The sequence below is a fragment of the Bradyrhizobium sp. genome (assembly GCF_017881085.1).
Classification (GTDB): Bacteria; Pseudomonadota; Alphaproteobacteria; order Rhizobiales; family Xanthobacteraceae; genus Bradyrhizobium.
The window spans coordinates 1-16,570 of sequence record NZ_JADGRI010000015.1 but is presented as its reverse complement, the minus strand read 5'-3'; the positions used below and the strand labels follow the sequence as shown (position 1 = coordinate 16,570).

General features: G+C 64.0%; 17 protein-coding genes. 11 read left to right on the top strand and 6 right to left on the bottom strand.

Annotated features, from left to right (window positions below):
• Positions 1–305 precede the first annotated feature (305 nt).
• The 9 genes from flgB to QZ213_RS02905 all read left to right on the top strand — a co-directional run bounded on the left by flgB (position 306) and on the right by QZ213_RS02905 (position 8,567).
• Positions 306–710 carry a flagellar basal body rod protein FlgB gene (flgB, locus tag QZ213_RS02945; RefSeq protein WP_291684552.1) on the top strand — a complete coding sequence of 135 codons (405 nt, stop codon included), beginning with the start codon at positions 306–308 and terminating at the stop codon, positions 708–710.
• Between the two features lie 103 nt (positions 711–813).
• Positions 814–1,242, top strand: coding sequence for a flagellar basal body rod protein FlgC (flgC, locus tag QZ213_RS02940; protein WP_291684551.1), 429 nt, complete (start codon positions 814–816; stop codon positions 1,240–1,242).
• A 17-nt stretch (positions 1,243–1,259) separates the two neighbouring features.
• Complete coding sequence (gene fliE / locus QZ213_RS02935) at positions 1,260–1,571, top strand: flagellar hook-basal body complex protein FliE (RefSeq protein ID WP_291684550.1); 312 nt, start codon at positions 1,260–1,262, stop codon at positions 1,569–1,571.
• Between the two features lie 142 nt (positions 1,572–1,713).
• Complete coding sequence (fliQ, locus tag QZ213_RS02930; RefSeq protein WP_291684549.1) at positions 1,714–1,977, top strand: flagellar biosynthesis protein FliQ; 264 nt, start codon at positions 1,714–1,716, stop codon at positions 1,975–1,977.
• 17 nt (positions 1,978–1,994) lie between these two features.
• The gene (fliR, locus tag QZ213_RS02925) at positions 1,995–2,765 is read left to right on the top strand and encodes a flagellar biosynthetic protein FliR (protein WP_291684548.1); all 771 of its coding nucleotides are present in this window, start codon (positions 1,995–1,997) and stop codon (positions 2,763–2,765) included.
• 11 nt (positions 2,766–2,776) lie between these two features.
• Positions 2,777–3,856, top strand: coding sequence for a flagellar biosynthesis protein FlhB (flhB, locus tag QZ213_RS02920; protein ID WP_291684547.1), 1,080 nt, complete (start codon positions 2,777–2,779; stop codon positions 3,854–3,856).
• 156 nt (positions 3,857–4,012) lie between these two features.
• Positions 4,013–6,574 carry a cell cycle histidine kinase CckA gene (gene cckA / locus QZ213_RS02915; protein WP_291684546.1) on the top strand — a complete coding sequence of 854 codons (2,562 nt, stop codon included), beginning with the start codon at positions 4,013–4,015 and terminating at the stop codon, positions 6,572–6,574.
• Between the two features lie 167 nt (positions 6,575–6,741).
• Positions 6,742–7,695: a TIM44-like domain-containing protein gene (locus tag QZ213_RS02910; protein ID WP_291684545.1), complete on the top strand. Its 954-nt coding sequence runs from the start codon at positions 6,742–6,744 to the stop codon at positions 7,693–7,695.
• 212 nt (positions 7,696–7,907) lie between these two features.
• On the top strand, positions 7,908–8,567 hold the full coding sequence (locus tag QZ213_RS02905) for a lectin (protein ID WP_291684565.1): 660 nt from the start codon (positions 7,908–7,910) through the stop codon (positions 8,565–8,567).
• 123 nt (positions 8,568–8,690) lie between these two features.
• Here the strand turns inward: QZ213_RS02905 and QZ213_RS02900 are convergent, their stop codons facing one another.
• Together QZ213_RS02900 and QZ213_RS02895 are read right to left on the bottom strand one after the other, a co-directional pair.
• A complete protein-coding gene (locus tag QZ213_RS02900; RefSeq protein WP_291684544.1) occupies positions 8,691–9,140 on the bottom strand; it encodes a hypothetical protein in 450 nt (149 codons plus the stop codon).
• Between the two features lie 234 nt (positions 9,141–9,374).
• Positions 9,375–11,456, bottom strand: a complete 2,082-nt coding sequence (locus QZ213_RS02895; RefSeq protein WP_291684543.1) for an EAL domain-containing protein — start codon at positions 11,454–11,456, stop codon at positions 9,375–9,377.
• Between the two features lie 202 nt (positions 11,457–11,658).
• On the opposite strand from QZ213_RS02895, the gene QZ213_RS02890 reads away from it, so the two are divergent.
• On the top strand, positions 11,659–12,363 hold the full coding sequence (locus tag QZ213_RS02890; protein WP_291684542.1) for a glutathione S-transferase: 705 nt from the start codon (positions 11,659–11,661) through the stop codon (positions 12,361–12,363).
• Positions 12,364–12,507: 144 nt separating this feature from the next.
• On the opposite strand, the gene QZ213_RS02885 is transcribed toward QZ213_RS02890, so the two are convergent.
• From QZ213_RS02885 to QZ213_RS02870, 4 genes are all read right to left on the bottom strand, one after another.
• Positions 12,508–12,867 carry a GFA family protein gene (locus QZ213_RS02885; protein ID WP_291684541.1) on the bottom strand — a complete coding sequence of 120 codons (360 nt, stop codon included), beginning with the start codon at positions 12,865–12,867 and terminating at the stop codon, positions 12,508–12,510.
• Positions 12,868–12,909: 42 nt separating this feature from the next.
• Complete coding sequence (locus tag QZ213_RS02880) at positions 12,910–13,584, bottom strand: isoprenylcysteine carboxylmethyltransferase family protein (protein ID WP_291684540.1); 675 nt, start codon at positions 13,582–13,584, stop codon at positions 12,910–12,912.
• 218 nt (positions 13,585–13,802) lie between these two features.
• Complete coding sequence (locus tag QZ213_RS02875) at positions 13,803–13,991, bottom strand: hypothetical protein (protein ID WP_291684539.1); 189 nt, start codon at positions 13,989–13,991, stop codon at positions 13,803–13,805.
• A gap of 184 nt (positions 13,992–14,175) precedes the next feature.
• Positions 14,176–14,655, bottom strand: coding sequence for a hypothetical protein (locus tag QZ213_RS02870; RefSeq protein ID WP_291684538.1), 480 nt, complete (start codon positions 14,653–14,655; stop codon positions 14,176–14,178).
• A 326-nt stretch (positions 14,656–14,981) separates the two neighbouring features.
• Here QZ213_RS02870 and QZ213_RS02865 point away from each other — a divergent pair.
• A partial coding sequence (locus QZ213_RS02865) for a fumarate hydratase (protein ID WP_291684537.1) occupies positions 14,982–16,570 on the top strand: 1,589 nt, incomplete at its 3' end.

The following is a 16,570-nucleotide window of genomic DNA, read 5'->3' as shown; positions in this document are numbered from 1 at the left end:
AAAAAGCCCGAGCCAGGCCCAAATTCTTAACGTCCCACGGCAGAAGCTGCCGTTCCCCACATCTTAATAACCCATGAATCGGCTGGGCCAAAATGACTTCTTGGCTTTCCGACTGCATTGATTTGGTTGGTTAACGCAGCTTTCGTGGCGAAAATGCGCGCAATTGACGCTTGTCGCGAGAATCCGCGGGCCCAGGCGTTGCTGTGAACCGGCTCCCGCAAATTTAACCGGCTGTTAACCATACACGCGGCAAATTCTGCCTACCCGAGGCCATCGTGCCCGGCAGGTAAACGGAGCGGCAGGCGATGTCCATCAACGATCTTCCGGTCTTGTCGGCGTTGCGTACCAAGATGCAGTGGCACCAGGAGCGTCAGCGGGTGCTGTCCGAAAACGTCTCCAACTCCGACACGCCGAATTTCAAGCCGCGCGATCTGGTCGAGCCGAAATTCGACAAGACCGGCGCTCCCGCCGGGTCGATGGGCTCGCTGCCAATGATGCGCACCACGACCTCGCATATCGCCCAATCGGGCAACGAACCGAGCTTCGATCAGAACAAGAGGGCGGGTTTCCAGACCCGGCCCGCCGGAAATGCCGTCAATCTGGAAGACGAAATGCTCAAGGTCTCCGCCAACCAGATGGACTACGCGGCGGTCACTTCGCTCTACGGCAAGAGCCTGCATCTTCTGAAGACCGCGATCGGCAAAGGCTAGCATGATCCGGAACGGAAGGGCCGCGTTGGCGCAAGGTGGAAACCGGCTTTCCGGAACGATGATGCTCAAACCAGAAGGCGGACAGGAGCCAAGGTAACAGATCATGGCCGACAACAACATCAACGATTTTGCCCGCTCGATGGGCATCGCGACGTCGGGCCTGCGCGCCCAGGCCGGGCGGATGCGGGTGATTTCGGAAAATATCGCCAACGCGGATTCGACGGCGCAGACGCCCGGCGGCGATCCCTATCGGCGCAAGGTTCCGACTTTCTCCTCCGCGCTCGACCGCACCCTGGACGCGCAGGTCGTGACGCTCGGCAGGATACGGCCGGATCCGTCGGCGTTTCGCGTCAAGCACGATCCCGGCAATCCGGCGGCGGACGCCAGCGGCGACGTCAAATATCCCAACATCAATTCGATGGTCGAAATGACCGACATGCGCGATGCGCAGCGATCCTATGAAGCGAACCTCAACATCATCAGCGCCACGCGCCGGATGATTCAGCGCACGCTCGACATCCTCAAGGCCTGAACAGGAAACCCCAAGCCATGGCTTCACCCACAGTCGCTGCCAACGCCTACGCCAATCTCGCCAAGATTCTCGACACCGGCGGCGCCAGCAAGGGGTCCGAGAGCGGCGGCGGCCCGTCGTTCGGCGCGTTGCTCAAGGACGCGATCGGCAGCGTGCTCGACGCCGGTAAGAAATCCGACACGCAAACCGTGGCGATGGCGCAGGGCAAGGCCAATGTGATGGACGTGGTCACGGCGGTGGCGGAAACCGACGTCGCGGTCTCGACCCTGGTCTCGGTGCGCGACCGGGTGATCCAGTCCTACGAAGACATCATGAAGATGCCGATCTGATTTCTTGAAGCAATCATTCCGGGGCGCGCAAAACGCGAACCCGGAATCCAAGGATTCCCCGATGCGCAATTGCGCATCTGAGGTCTGGTCTTTCGGACCATCCCGGAACGCGTCTTAAACCGAGTGAAGTGGAACATATGTCATGACCGGTGCTGAAACCCTCGACGTGGCGCGCGACGCAATCTGGACCATCGTGATCGTGTCGTCGCCGCTGATGGTGGTCGGCCTGGTGGTGGGCGTGGTGGTGTCGCTGTTCCAGGCGCTGACCCAGATCCAGGAACAGACGCTGGTGTTCGTGCCCAAGATCCTAGCGATCTTCGTGACGCTGCTGCTCGCTTTACCGTTCATGGCGGACGCGCTGCACAGCCATATGATGCGGATATCGTCGCGAATCATAGGCGGTTGATGCACTATGCGTGACAAATGCGCATCGATGTCTCCCTGCTGCCGGCGCTCGCGGCCGCCTTCATGCTGGCGTTCGCCCGCATCGGCGCCATGGTGATGCTGTTGCCGGGGCTCGGCGAAACCAATATTCCGGTCCGCATCAAGCTCGGAATCGCGGTGCTGCTGACGCTGATCATCCTGCCGCTGCACCGCGCCGCCTATCACGTCGACATGCAGTCGATGGTGCCGCTATTGGTACTGATGGTGCATGAAATCATCATCGGCGTGGTGCTGGGGGCCACCGCGCGGGTGACGCTCGGCGCGCTGCAGGTCGCGGGAAGCGTGATCGCCCAACAGATGGGCCTCGGCTTCGTCACGGCGGTCGATCCCACCCAGGGCCAGCAGGGCCTGCTGATCGGAAACTTTCTCACGCTGCTCGGCATCACGCTGTTGTTCGCGACCGACAGCCACCATCTCGTCATCGCAGCGCTCAACGACAGCTACACGATCTTTTCGCCCGGCGAGATGCCGCCGAGCGGCGATGTCGCGGCACTCGCCACGCGAGCCTTCGCGGCCGCCTTCAAGATCGGCCTGCAGCTCTCGGCGCCGTTCCTGGTGTTCGGCCTGGTGTTCAATATCGGGCTCGGCGTGCTGGCGCGGCTGATGCCGCAGATGCAGGTCTATTTCGTCGGCGTGCCGCTGTCGATTCTGTTCGGCTTCCTGATCTTCGCGCTGGTCATCACGGCGCTGATGGGAACTTTCCTCGATTATTTCATCGGCGTCATGCACGAGCTGATACCGCTCAAGTGAAGGTTTAGGCGATGGCCGACGAGAGCGACTCATCCGACAAGACAGAAGACCCTACGCAAAAACGTCTGGATGACGCCCATGACCGCGGCGACGTCGCCAAAAGCCAGGAAATCAACACCTGGTTTGTGATCGCCGGCGGCACGCTGGTGCTGTCGACATTTTCCGGATCGATCGGCGGCGGCATCCTGATGCCGCTGCGCAATCTGCTAGCCAAGTCCTGGATGATCCATACCGACGGTGCGAGCCTTCTGCTGCTGACACAGTCGCTCGGTTATTCGCTGATGGCAGCACTCGGCGTGCCGTTTTTGCTGCTGGCGCTGGCGGCGATCGCCGGCAACATGGTTCAGCACCGGCTGGTGTGGTCGGCCGAATCGCTGAAGCCGAAATTCAGCAAGGTATCGCCGGGGGCCGGCGCCAAGCGGATCTTCGGCAAGCAGGCGGTGGCGAATTTCGCCAAGGGGCTGTTCAAGGTGATCGCGCTCGGCGCCGTCATGACGGCGATCCTGTGGCCGGAGCGCCTGCGCCTGGAGGCGTTCGTCCACCTCGACCCGGCGGCGCTGCTCGGCGCCACCACCAGCATGACCGTGCACCTGATGGGCGCCGTGGTGGCGATGCTCGCGGTGGTCGCGATTGCGGACTACCTGTTCCAGTACCGGCAGTGGTTCGAGCGGCAGAAGATGTCGCTGCAGGAAATGAAGGAGGAGTTCAAGCAGTCCGAGGGCGATCCCCACATCAAGGGCAAGCTCAGGCAGTTGCGGCAGCAGCGCATGAAGAAGCGCATGATGGCCGCGGTTCCCAAGGCCTCCGTGATCATCACCAATCCAACCCACTACGCGGTGGCGCTGAGCTATGAACGCGGCATGTCGGCGCCGGTTTGCGTCGCCAAGGGCATCGATACCATCGCGCTCAAGATCAGGGAAATCGCCGGTAAACACGATATTCCGATCGTCGAGAACGTGCCGCTGGCCCGGGCCCTGTACGCGACCGTGGACATCGACGAGGAAATCCCGGTGGAACATTACCACGCGGTCGCCGAGATCATCGGCTACGTGATGGGGCTCAAGCGCGGGGTTTTCAACCGGCGGGCGTGAACATGGCGGCGGGGAGCTGTGGAAGGGGCCGGAAATGCGCGGCTTTGAGCGAAATAGCCGGCCTGCGGACTTGCGCTTGCGGGTCCGATTCAGGCACTCAGGAGCCAAGCGCGTGAAAGCGCGCCATATCCATGTCGACAGGCTGCATTCCCCGCCATGACCGCCGATCCCGACAACGATCCGTCACGCGAGCCGATGGCTGTCCATGAGCCGGGGCGGCGCGGCGGCTCGATCGTGCTGGTGCTGCTGGTAGCCGGCGGCATCGTCGCCGCCGCCGTCGCACTGATGACGCTCGGCCGGACGCAGGCCCAGCCCTTCATTCTCGGGCTCTTGGCGCTGCTGGCCATGGTCGGGCTGTTCAACCTGTTCGCCTATGCCGCCGGCATCATCCGGTTCGCCGACCGCGCCGCCGACGATCCCGTCAAGGGCCGCATCGCCGACCAGGCCTATGACGGCCTCGCCGTCACCGATGCCCGCGGTCACGTGGTCTATTCCAACGCCGCTTATCTGGCGCTCACGGGCGCCGTGAACGCGCTCGACGTGCGCCCGGTGGAGCGGGTGTTCATCGGCAATCCCGACGTGTCGGAGGCGGTGTTTCGCCTGCTCAAGGCGGCGCGCGAAGGCAAGCGGCAGCAGGAAGAAGTCCGTATCGCCGGAACCGACGGCGCCCACGGCCGCTGGCTGCGGATGCGGGTCCGGCCGCTCGGCCGGGGCAAGCGCGAGACGAAATACGCGGTGTGGTCGATCGCCGACATCACCCGCGACCGCGAGCGGCAGGAGGACGTGTTCCAGGAGCTGCAGCATGCGATCGAGTATCTCGATCATGCGCCGTGCGGTTTCTTTTCGGTCGGTGCCTCAGGTGACATCGGCTATGTCAACGCCACGCTGGCGAACTGGCTCGATTACGACCTCGCCGAGATCGGCTCGGGCGGGCTGAAACTGACTGATATCGTGTCCGGCGACGGCGCGGCGCTGCTGACTTCGATCGCGCCGGTGCCCGGTGAGGTCAAGACCGAGGTGTTCGACATCGATCTCCGGATGCGCGGCGGCAAGACCATGCCGGTGCGGCTCTATCACAAGCTGGCCTTCGGGGCGGACGGCGCGGCCGGGGCATCGCGGACGCTGGTGATCAGCCGCGCGCGCGACGAGCGCGCCGATCCGCAGCGCGCCGCCGAAGTGCGCTTCATGCGCTTCTTCGACCACACCCCGATGGCGATCGCGACCGTCGACCGCAGCGGCGCGGTGGTGCGCGCCAACGCCCGCTACGCCAAACTGGCGCAAGGCCTCAATCCCGACGGCGCGGCCGGCAAGTCGATCTTCCGCGCGGTGAGCGAGCGCGACCGCCATCTGGTGATCGCGGCCATCAACCGGGCCGCGGAAGGGCAGGGCGATATTGCCCCCGTCGAGGTGATGCTCGACGGCGGCAAGGAGCGCTGGGGGCAGTTCTTCGTCACCTCGGTCGAGGAAGACGAGCGCGACACCGAGGCCGCGATCGTCTATCTGCTCGAGACCACCGAGCGGCGCGCGCTGGAGAACCAGATCAACCAGTCGCAGAAGATGGAAACGGTCGGCCAGCTCGCCGGCGGCATCGCGCACGATTTCAACAACGTGCTTTCCGCCATCATGATGGCGACGGACTTCCTGCTGAACGCGCACAAGCCGACCGATCCGTCGTTCCAGGACATCATGCAGATCAAGCAGAATGCCAACCGCGCCGCGGCGCTGGTGCGGCATCTGCTGGCGTTCTCGCGCAAGCAGACGCTGCGGCCGCAGGTGCTCGATCTCGGCGAGTCGCTGTCGGATATCGAAAACCTGCTGAAGCGGTTGATCGGCGAGAAGGTCAAGCTCGAAGTGGTGCATGGCCGCGACCTGTGGCCGATCAAGGTGGATCTGTCGCAATTCGAGCAGGTGATCGTCAACCTCGCGGTCAACGCCCGCGACGCGATGCCCGACGGCGGCAAGCTGACGGTGCGGACCGCCAACCTCACCTCGGAAGAGGCCGGAAAGCTCGCCTACAAGGGCATGCCGCCGGCGGACTATGTGCGGATCGACATATCGGATACCGGTACCGGCATCCCCGCCGATATCGTCGACAAGATCTTCGAGCCGTTCTTCTCGACCAAGGAAGTCGGCAAGGGCACCGGGCTCGGGCTCTCGACGGTGTACGGCATCGTCAAGCAGACCGGCGGCTTCGTCTATGTCGATTCCGAAGCCGGCAAGGGCACCTCGTTCCACATCTTCCTGCCGCGGCATCATGCCGAGCCGGAGGTTGCGCCCGAAGCTCACGCTGCGAGCGGCGCGCCCAGGGAAACGCCGGCAGAGACAAAACCGCGCACCGATCTCACCGGGCAGGGCACCATCCTGCTGGTCGAGGACGAGGAAGGTTTGCGCTCGCTGAACGCGCGCGGCCTGCGCTCGCGCGGCTACAGCGTGGTCGAGGCCTCGAACGGCATCGAGGCGCTGGAGGTGCTGGAGGAAAAGAACGGCGCGGTCGATCTCGTCGTCTCCGACGTGGTGATGCCGGAAATGGACGGCCCGACGCTGCTGAAGTCGATGCGCGAGCGCAATCCGGACCTCAAGATCATCTTCGTTTCGGGCTATGCGGAGGACGCCTTCGAAAAGAGCCTGCCGGAGAACCAGCAATTCGCGTTCCTGCCGAAGCCGTTCACGCTGAGCCAGCTGGTGGCGGCGGTGAAGGAAACCATGGCGCCGTCGTGACGGCGCGAAGGGCGGGCTGGGCCCGAGAAAAGGCCGCAAAATCAGCCTTATTGACGCATCCCCGCGACCGAGGGCCGCAGCCGGGTTTCTCCGTGGTGGCTTCACTTTTAGGCAGCACTGCCCATGTTAGTGGCGCTTCCCCCTGCCGGGGATTTTAGGGAACCAACATGAAATTCACGCAACGCGCCCGCGGCATCGTCCAGGCGATTGCCGTCACCTTAGCCCTGGCGGTGCCGTTCGTGGCCGCCATCTCATCGGCCGACGCGCGGGTCGGCGGCGGCTTCAGCTCGGGATCGCGGGGAACGCGGACCTTCGCCCCGCCGCCCAGCACATCGACGGCGCCCGGTAGCGCGCAACCGTTCAACCGCACCTTCACCCAACCGGGCAGCCCCGGGCTCGGCGCACCGGCTTCTGCCGGCGGGGGCTTCTTCAACCGGCCCGGCCGCGGCATGCTCGGCGGCCTCGCCGCCGGGTTCCTAGGCGCCGGCCTGCTCGGCATGTTGTTCGGTGGCGGCATGTTCGGCGGTCTCGGCGGATTGTCGTCGATCTTCGGGCTGCTGCTGCAGATCGGCCTGATCTTCATCGTGGTCCGGCTGGCGATGTCGTGGTGGCAGCGCCGCCATGAAACGGCCTCCGCCTATGCCGGCCCCGCCGCTGGGCCCGGCGCGGCATCGACCTTCCGCACCGCGACGGGTTTTGGACTGGGATCGGGCGGCGCGCCGCTCGAGATTCTGCCTGCCGACTATGAGGCGTTCGAGCGGTTGCTCACCGACATTCAGGCGGCATGGTCGAACGAGGACGTCGCGAAGCTGCACACGCTGGCGACGCCGGAGATGGTGTCGTATTTCACCAAGGACCTCGAGGCCAACCGCGCGCGCAACGTCGTCAACAAGGTTTCCGGCACCAAACTGCTGCAGGGCGACCTCGCCGAGGCCTGGCGCGAGGGCGACACCGATTTCGCCAGCGTGGCGATGCGGTTCTCGATGGTCGACAAAACCGTCGATCGTGCTACCGGCCGGCTGGTCGAAGGCAGCGAGCAGCCTTCGGAAGCCACCGAAGTGTGGACCTTCCTGCGTCCGCGCGGGGCCAATTGGGAGCTCTCGGCCATCCAGCAGACCTGATCGCCCACAACGCAATCATGAAAAAGGCGCCGCGGTTCACTCCGCGGCGCCTTTCTCGTTTCCCGCCGAGGCTGCGTGTCGCCGTTGCGCAAACGGAATAATTTCTTCGCCGGCGTGTTGATGAGTGGGCAAGCCGGCTTATCAATGAGCCGGTCTGTCAAAACAACAGTAGGGAGGACTCGATGGTCCGTTATCGGCAGATCATTCCGCGAATGTTGTTCGGCCTCGCTGCGGCGGTCTCGTTGGCGGCGCTTGCCGTTCAACCTGCCCAGGCTCAGGCGGCCGATACCAGCTTCTTCTTGACCTCGATGGGCATCGGCAATGGCGGCAATCTCGGCGGCCTCGCCGGCGCCGACAATCACTGCCAGACGCTGGCCCAGGCCGCTGGGGCCGGCGCGAAGACCTGGCGCGCTTACCTTTCGACGCAGGCCGCCGACGGTCAGCCTGCCGTGAATGCGCGGGATCGGATCGGCAAGGGGCCGTGGCAGAATTCCAGGGGCGTCGTTATCGCCAAGGATGTCGCGGAACTGCACGGAGCCAACAATCTGACAAAACAGACCGCGTTGAGCGAGAAGGGCGAGGTCGTGAACGGCCGCGGTGATACGCCGAACCGCCATGACGTCCTGACGGGCTCGCAACCGGACGGGACCGCGTTCGCAGCCGCTGACGACCGCACGTGCAAGAACTGGACGAGCAGCACGCAAGGCTCGGCGATGATGGGACATTCGGACCGCATCGGCCTGCGCGACGATGACGCGTCGAAATCCTGGAACAGCTCGCACCCCTCCCGCGGACCCGACGGCGGCTGTTCGCAGGCCGATCTCAGAAGCACCGGCGGCGACGGCCTGCTATACTGCTTCGCGGCGAACTGACGCGCACCCAATGTCCGTACAATCTCGATTCGACTTGATCGAGATTGTACGGAGCCTGGCGTTCTTATTGAGGCGCCGGCAAACGGCGATCGTCCGAATGAGGCGGCGAGGCCCGGCCTTCGCTTACGAGTTCAGCGCGAACGACGCTGCGCCCGGATCGACGATCGTGTAACCGGCAATCGAGCGCGGGTGTTCTCGGGTCACGTGGCCGCCGGAATTGCCGTCGTGCACGTACCAGATGTCGCCACCGACATGCTGCTGCAAGATCATGACGTGGCCCGATCGAACCGCCGCCATGCCCGGCGCCGGACTGGCGCGGGGGAAACGGCGCCAATTGGCGGCGAGATTCAGCTGAGGAATGATTCGACCAAAGCGGTACAGCGACGCCTCGCAGCCGCAGAACGCGTGCGGGCATCCTGAAGGGCGGGTACTGACGATCTTTTCGTCCGTTTGGGCGTCGCCGTAGAACGCCATTGCCTGAAAAAGATGGTGACGATGATGATTGCCAGGACGTGCCTGGGCCGGAACGGAAACAAACACCAACAACGCTACAGTACAAACAGCTTTCCACATCGAGGGGCTCCGGTACGAAATCCCCTGCCGCCACCGACAGAGAAAGCCACCGATCGTGGCAGCATGGTGGCGAAAAGGCCCCGGCCTGCATGGAATCCGCCCCTGAAAAGGAAATGGCGGAAAGCGGACATAGGCCGCACGACTTGATGTCATGGGCTTATCAGCCGCGAAGTATTTGCGGTTTGCTTCTTGCGCCGGCCTTCACAGGGCATGCCGCGCGCCGGCGGCGGCGAACTACGCGGCGGCGGTGGCTGGGGTGGCCTGCGCACTCGACGGTGTGTCATCGCGGACAAATTGCGCGGCGGCCTCGACCGCCGCCGGCAACTGCGCCAGCGCCACGGGCCTGGCGAACAGGTGGCCCTGGCCCCTGGCGCAGCCTTCCCGCGCCAGGAACTGCCATTGCGCCTCGGTCTCGATGCCTTCGGCGAGCACCGGCATGCCGAGACTTTCGCCCAGCGCCAGCACGGTGCGAACGATCGCCGCCGCGGCCGCGTCGTGCGGCAAGCGCCGCACGAACGACTGGTCGAGCTTGATCTTGTCGAATGGGAACGCGTGCAGGGTCGCGAGCGACGAATAGCCGGTGCCGAAATCGTCCATTGCGACCGAAATCCCCATCGCCTTCAGCTTGCGCAGGATATGCAGCCCGTGGTTCTGGTCGGACATGATGGTGGATTCCGTGACCTCGACCTCGAGACGCCGCGGCGGCAGGCCGGTGTCGAGCAGGATCGCGTGGATCGTTTCGGCGAGGTCTTCCCGGCAGAACTGGACTGGCGACAGGTTGACCGCGACGGTCCCTGGGATCTTGCCCGCGGCGGCGTCACGGCAGGCGGTGCGCAGCGCCCACTCGCCCATCCCGACGATGGCATCGGTTTCTTCCGCGAGCGGAATGAATTCCGCGGGCGAAATCATGCCGCGCTTCGGATGCCGCCAGCGCATCAGCGCTTCGGCGCCGCAGACATTGCCGTTGTTCAGCGAGATCTGCAGCTGATAATGCAGTTCGAGCTCATTGCGGTCGGCCGCGGTTTGAAGGTCGCGCACGAGTGCCCGGCGCGCGCGTGCGGCATCGTCCATCTCGCGGTTATACATGCAGATCGAGCCGCGCTGCCTGCTCTTGCCCCGCTGCATCGCGAGTTTGGCGTTGCTCAGGAGTTGGTCGCGGTGCGGCGTGTCGGTCGGAAACACCGAGAAGCCGATCGAGGCAGTGAGGTTGATCTCCACGCCCTGAACGACAAACGGGTCCGCGAACGCCTTCATGATCCGGGCGGCGAAGGCTTGGGCATCCAGCGGATGGTTGCCGGAGGTCTGCAGGGCCAGGAATTCGTCACCGCTCTGGCGGGCCATGAACTCCCCCGGGGCGAGCAGCCGGCGCATCCGGTCGGCCATCTCGATCAGCATGAGATCGCCGACGCTGTGGCCCAGCCCGTCGTTGACATCCTTGAAGCCGTCGACGTCGATCGCGAACGCGGCGAGCTTGTGGGCTCGCTCGTGGGCCTCTGCGGCGTCGAACGCCAGCCGCTCGTTGAAGGCGATTCGGTTGGGCAATCCGGTCATGGTGTCGTTGAACGACAGTTGATGGATGCGATCGGCCGATTCCGTGCGGGAGTGCAGATCGATGACGTAAGTCGAAAATCCGCTGCCGATGACCAGAAGGACGGCAACGACCACGGCATAGCCGAGCATGTCGGCCGGAATCAAATAGGATGGCAGCGCGATGGATGGGTCGGAGATGGTGGTGGTGGAAGCCGTTAGCGCGTAGTGCATGGCGCAGATCATGAAGGCCAGCACGATCGCGGCGCCATGGCGGCACCAGCGCGTGACCGGGCGGTTGGCGCGGTTGACGGCGAGCGCGCTCAGGCCCAGGCCGAGCACGAAGGTCATGACGACGCCATAGGCGTTCCACTGCGTGGCGCCGGCAATATGCCAGGCCTTGAGCCCGATGAAATGCATGGCGAGAATGCCGGCGCCCATGACGAGCCCGCCGAGCTCCGGGGCCAGCGTGAAGTGGCGGCTGCCGATCTCGAAGCCGATCAGGCAGCTGACGACGGCGATGATCAGGACAAGGCCGGTCTGGAGTGGTTCAAATCCGCTGCGCAATGACGGATCAAGTGCGAGTATGGAGATGAAGGTCGAGGCCCACAGCGCGGCCCCGGTGCCGACGGAAGCCATGAACAGCCAGCCATAGCGCGTCGATCCCGATGTCGCGCGGGCGCGCGCGAAATGCCGCATGCCGACCCAGGTGCCGGACAGGCACACCGCGCCAGCGATGGCGACCAGCATCTGGTGGTAGACAAAGGCGAGGGCGATCTCGTGCGGCATGCGGGCTTCTCCGGCTTTCGCAAACTACGCGCCGGAACGTAAAAAGGGACGCCCAGGTCATTGATGGAACTCGTACTTCGCGAAATAGCGTTGAGACTTTGTAACCAAAAAGCCGCCCTCCGATGGAACTCCGCCGTCGGCGCGTTGCAAACCAACCGTCAAATGGTTTGTTAAGCTGGGAAACCAACCGACGGGGGCCTTCATGCGATACGAACTCTATTACTGGCCGGGCATTCAGGGCCGCGGCGAATATGTCCGCCTCGCGCTGGAGGAGGCCGGCGCCGATTATGCCGACGTCGCCCGCAGCGAGCGCGGCATGGCAGCGATGACGCGGATGATGGGAGCGAAGGGCACGCCACCGTTCGCGCCGCCGTTTCTGAAAGCCGGAAAACTCGTGATCGGGCAGACCGCCAACATCCTGCTCTATCTCGGCTCGCGCCATGGTCTGGCGCCGAAGCCGGAAGCAGGGCGGTTATGGGTGCATCAGCTGCAGCTCACGATCGCCGATCTCGTGCTGGAAATTCACGACACCCATCATCCGCTCGGGCCGACGCTGTATTACGAGGACCAGCGCGCGCCCGCGAAGAAGCGCAGCGAGGAATTCTGGAACGAACGGGTGCCTAAATATCTCGGCTATTTCGAGCGGCTCTTGAACAGCAATGGCGGCTCCTATCTGACCGGCCGCCGGCTGACTTACGTCGATCTCTCGCTGTTCCAGATCGTGGAAGGGCTGCGCTACGCCTTCCCGAAGCGCATGAAGGCGTTCGAGCGCCATACTCCCGGCCTGGTCGGATTGCATGACCGCGTCGCTGCGAGGCCCAACATCAAGGCCTATCTCGAAAGCGACCGCCGCATCGCCTTCAACGAGGACGGCATCTTTCGGCATTACAAGGAATTGGATCTGTAGGCGCGGTCCAAATGCCTCGCCCCGGTTGCGGAGAGAGGTCGGCGCGAAGCGCCGGGTGAGGGGGACTCTCCGCGAGTCGAACTCGCTGAGACAGCCCCTCGCCCCAACCCTCTCCCCGCGAAGAGCGGGGAGAGGGGGAGCAACTCACCTGTTCCTTCCGTCGATCGGCGTCATTGCGAGCTTGGTCAGTTCGATGCCGTCGATGCAACTGACGTTGAGCGCCACCACTCCGGTGCCGTCGGGCTTCTTGCCGTGCGCGAACACCTCGACGCCGCAATCCTGGCAGAACTGATGCCGGATCGCGTGCTTGTTGAAGAGATATTCCTTCAGATTATCCTCGCCGGCGCGCAGCTGAAACTTGTCCGGCGCCAGGAAAGCGAAATGCAGCCCCTTCTTGGTGCAGATCGAGCAGTTGCACGCTGTGACCATGGCAAGATCGGTGGTGCATTCGAAGCGCACCAGGCCGCAATGGCAGCCGCCGGTATAGGTGATGTGGTTGGGCATCGGTTGCGGTTCCGCTGTTTCAAGCCGGGCGCAGTATAGCCCTCACCAAAGTCCCGGCGCCAGCCGGTAGCGCACCCGTGCCGCGTAGTCGGCATAGCCGGGCAGGCCCGCGACCAGCGCGCGTTCCTCGATAACGACGCGGAAGGCGAACAGCACGGCGAACAACGGCGACGTCGCGACGCCCCAACAGGAGCCCAGCAGCAGCGGTGCGCCGACGAAGAACAATACCGTGGCGCTGTACATGGGATGCCGGACAAAGGCGTAGGGGCCGGTCGAGATCACGCGGTGGCCGCGTTCGGTCTGCAGCTTGATGACGGGGGCTGCGAACGAGTTCTCGCGCATCACCCACATGATGAAGCCGGAGGAGAGCAGCAGCATCAAGAATCCGAGCGTTTGCCACGCCCAGGGGATTCTCACCCCGTGCTGGCGCATGTCGAAGCCGATCGCGAGGAACCAGATCAGCGCCGCAAAACCGAACACCAGCACGAATGTCTTGTCGGCCGCGGGCTGGTCGTGCTGCATCATCGGACGCATGCGCTCGGCGAGCAGCGCCGGATCGTGTCTTGCCAGCCACAAGCCGCCGGCGACGCCGAGAATTCCGATGGTGCCAAGGAACAGCCACGCCGCCGGCCAATGCAGCGTGCCCGCGGGCACGAACAACAGCGCGCCGAGCACGGCGATCCAGATCAGGTTCTGCAGCCATAGTTTCGCGATCATGCGGAGTCCCCGTTGTGGCGGGCTCACGATGATCGCGCCGTTTTCCGGCGAAGGTTTGGCGCGGGGCCTGGCCCGCGCAGCGTTCCACCATCGTCATTGCCGGGCATGGCCCGGCAATCCAGCTTCTTCGGAAAAAGCTCTGTTACGAAACTCGATGGATACGCGGGTAATTCCGCGCGAAGACGCACTTCTGCCCGCGTAGACGAGTTGCGGTTGTCTCAGGCGATCTGGTTGACCCGTATTCCTTGTCCCGGCGGCAGCGGGGCCTGCACCGGCTGGGATGCGCTGGCGTCGTCGCCGTCGCCGTCGACCTTGACATCCGGTCCCTTCGGCTCGCTGGCCTCGATGGGTGCCGGCGGTTTCACCGGGGCGGATGGCGGAACACTCGAAACGCTTGAAATACTCATGATTGTTGTCCTTGGCTCTTTCGCGCCCCGACTGTGACGCCGTGGAGGCGAATGCTTTATGAATCCGATGCCTAAATCCCGCGGCATGGGGAATCCATCCCGGTACATGGTGAACGGGGGGCTGAAATATCCCCGGAAAAAGACCGGTATTTTCTAAAATTGTAGCGATCGGGGCCGCGCCCGCTCATTCATCCGTGCCACGCGTGATCGCGATCGATGCGTCGGTCTTGGTGCGCGTGCACTCATAGTTCAGCCGGCGATAGCGCATCTTGATGGTGTCGCCGCGCAACAACCCCATCCGCTTCATGCAGCGGCTGGTGCCGGTCAACGTGTCGTCCTTGGGCACGGTAAAGACGAGGGCCGCAGCACCTCCGACGAGGTCGAGGAAGGCGGGCTGCGGCTTGCGGCCCTCCTGCTTGGCATAAAGCTCGTTCTTGTAGTTGCGGCCGGTACAGCCCAGCGAGAGTTCCTTGGCCTGCGGATGCGACAGATAGATGATGTTGGCGGCGGTGATCCCGACCTTGAGCCCGTCGACCTGGTTCTTGAGCTGGTTGGCGAGATCGTCGCAGCGATCGGCGCGCGCGGGCGAGGTGGCAAGCGCGGCGAGCAGCGCGAGCGTGGCGGCCAGTATGGCCGATCGGCGAAATTCCGGTTTCAATGTCATTGTGAAAGCCCCTTTACGTCATTGAAGCGTCAGCGAGCGGTTAGCGCAAGAGAGGGGGTACTGCGAGTCCTCCGCTTCGCCATGGCCGGGCAAGGCCGTCCGAAGGACGGCGTCGCTTCCGCTCGCCCGCGACCCCGCTATCCATGCCTTCGTCGTATCGAGAACGCCGTGGATGTCCGCGATCAGTGTGGGCATGACGGCATGAGCCATGCGTCAGGACGGCGTCCGGGACCTTCCTTTTATCTGAAAAATGCTTAGAACCGCTTCAACCGCCGGCGCGCCTTATCCCTTGAACGCGTTCGGCTCTTACCCCCGCGAGCCCCCCAATGAACGCTCCCACCGCCTTTCCCGATCCAAAACCCGTTCCGCCCTACAAGCACACGCCGCTGTTTCCGCTCGGCGCCGACACCACGCCGTACAAGAAGATCACGGCCGAGGGCGTGCGGGTCGAGAAGGTGCTGGGCAAGGACATGCTGGTGGTGTCGCGCGAGGCGCTGCGGGCGCTGTCGGAGGCCGCGTTCGGCGAGATCAATCACTATCTGCGCCCGGGGCATCTGAAGCAGCTGCGCGCGATCCTCGACGATCCCGAGGCGAGCGATAACGACAAGTTCGTCGCCTTCGATTTCCTGAAGAACGCCAACATCGCCGCCGGCGGGATCCTGCCGATGTGCCAGGATACCGGCACCGCGATCATCATGGGCAAGAAGGGTTTTCGCGTCATAACCGACGGCGACGACGAGGCGGCGCTGTCGGAAGGCGCGCGCGACGCCTATCTGCGCCGCAATTTGCGCTATTCGCAGGTGGCGCCGCTGTCGATGTATGAGGAGAAAAACACCGCCAACAACATGCCGGCGCAGTGCGAGATCTATGCCGAGGGCGATGACGCCTACAAGTTCATGTTCATGGCCAAGGGCGGCGGAAGCGCGAACAAGAGCTTCCTGTTCCAGGCGACGCCCTCGGTGCTGACCAGGGATCGCATGCTGGCGTTTCTGAAGGAAAAGGTGCTGACGCTCGGCACCGCGGCGTGCCCGCCCTATCACCTCGCCATCGTGATCGGCGGCACCTCGGCCGAGCTCTGCATGAAGACCGTCAAGCTGGCCTCGGCGCGCTATCTCGACGCGCTGCCGACCCACGGCTCGGCCGACGGCAACGCCTTCCGCGATCTCGAGATGGAGCAGGAAATCTTGAAAATGACGCAGTCGCTCGGTGTCGGCGCGCAGTTCGGCGGCAAGTATTTTTGCCACGACGTGCGGGTGATCCGGCTGCCGCGCCACGGTGCCTCGCTGCCCATTGGCTTGGGCGTGTCCTGCTCGGCCGACCGGCAGGTGCTGGGCAAGATCACCAAGGATGGCGTCTATCTCGAGGAGCTCGAGCATAACCCCGCGCAATATCTCCCGGCGGTGGAACAGGCGCTCGGCGGCGAAGTCGTAAAAATCGATCTTAACCAGCCGATGAAGGATATTCTCGCAACGCTATCAAAACACCCGATAAAAACCCGGCTGTCGCTGACCGGGACCATGATCGTGGCGCGGGATTCCGCGCACGCGAAGCTGCGCGAGCGGCTGGAGAAGGGCGAGCCCCTGCCGGACTATTTCAAGAATCATCCGGTGTATTACGCAGGGCCCGCCAAGACGCCGGAAGGCTACGCCTCCGGCGCGTTCGGGCCGACCACCGCAGGCCGGATGGACTCTTTCGTCGACCAGTTCCAGGCCGCGGGTGGATCGATGGTGATGGTCGCAAAAGGCAATCGCGCGGTCGCGGTGCGCGAGGCCTGCAAGAAGCACGGCGGCTTCTATCTCGGTTCGATCGGCGGGGCGGCGGCGAACCTCGCCGAGCACTGCATCAAGAAGGTCGAGGTGGTGGAATATCCCGAACTCGGCATGGAAGCGATCTGGCGCATCGAGGTCGAGGATTT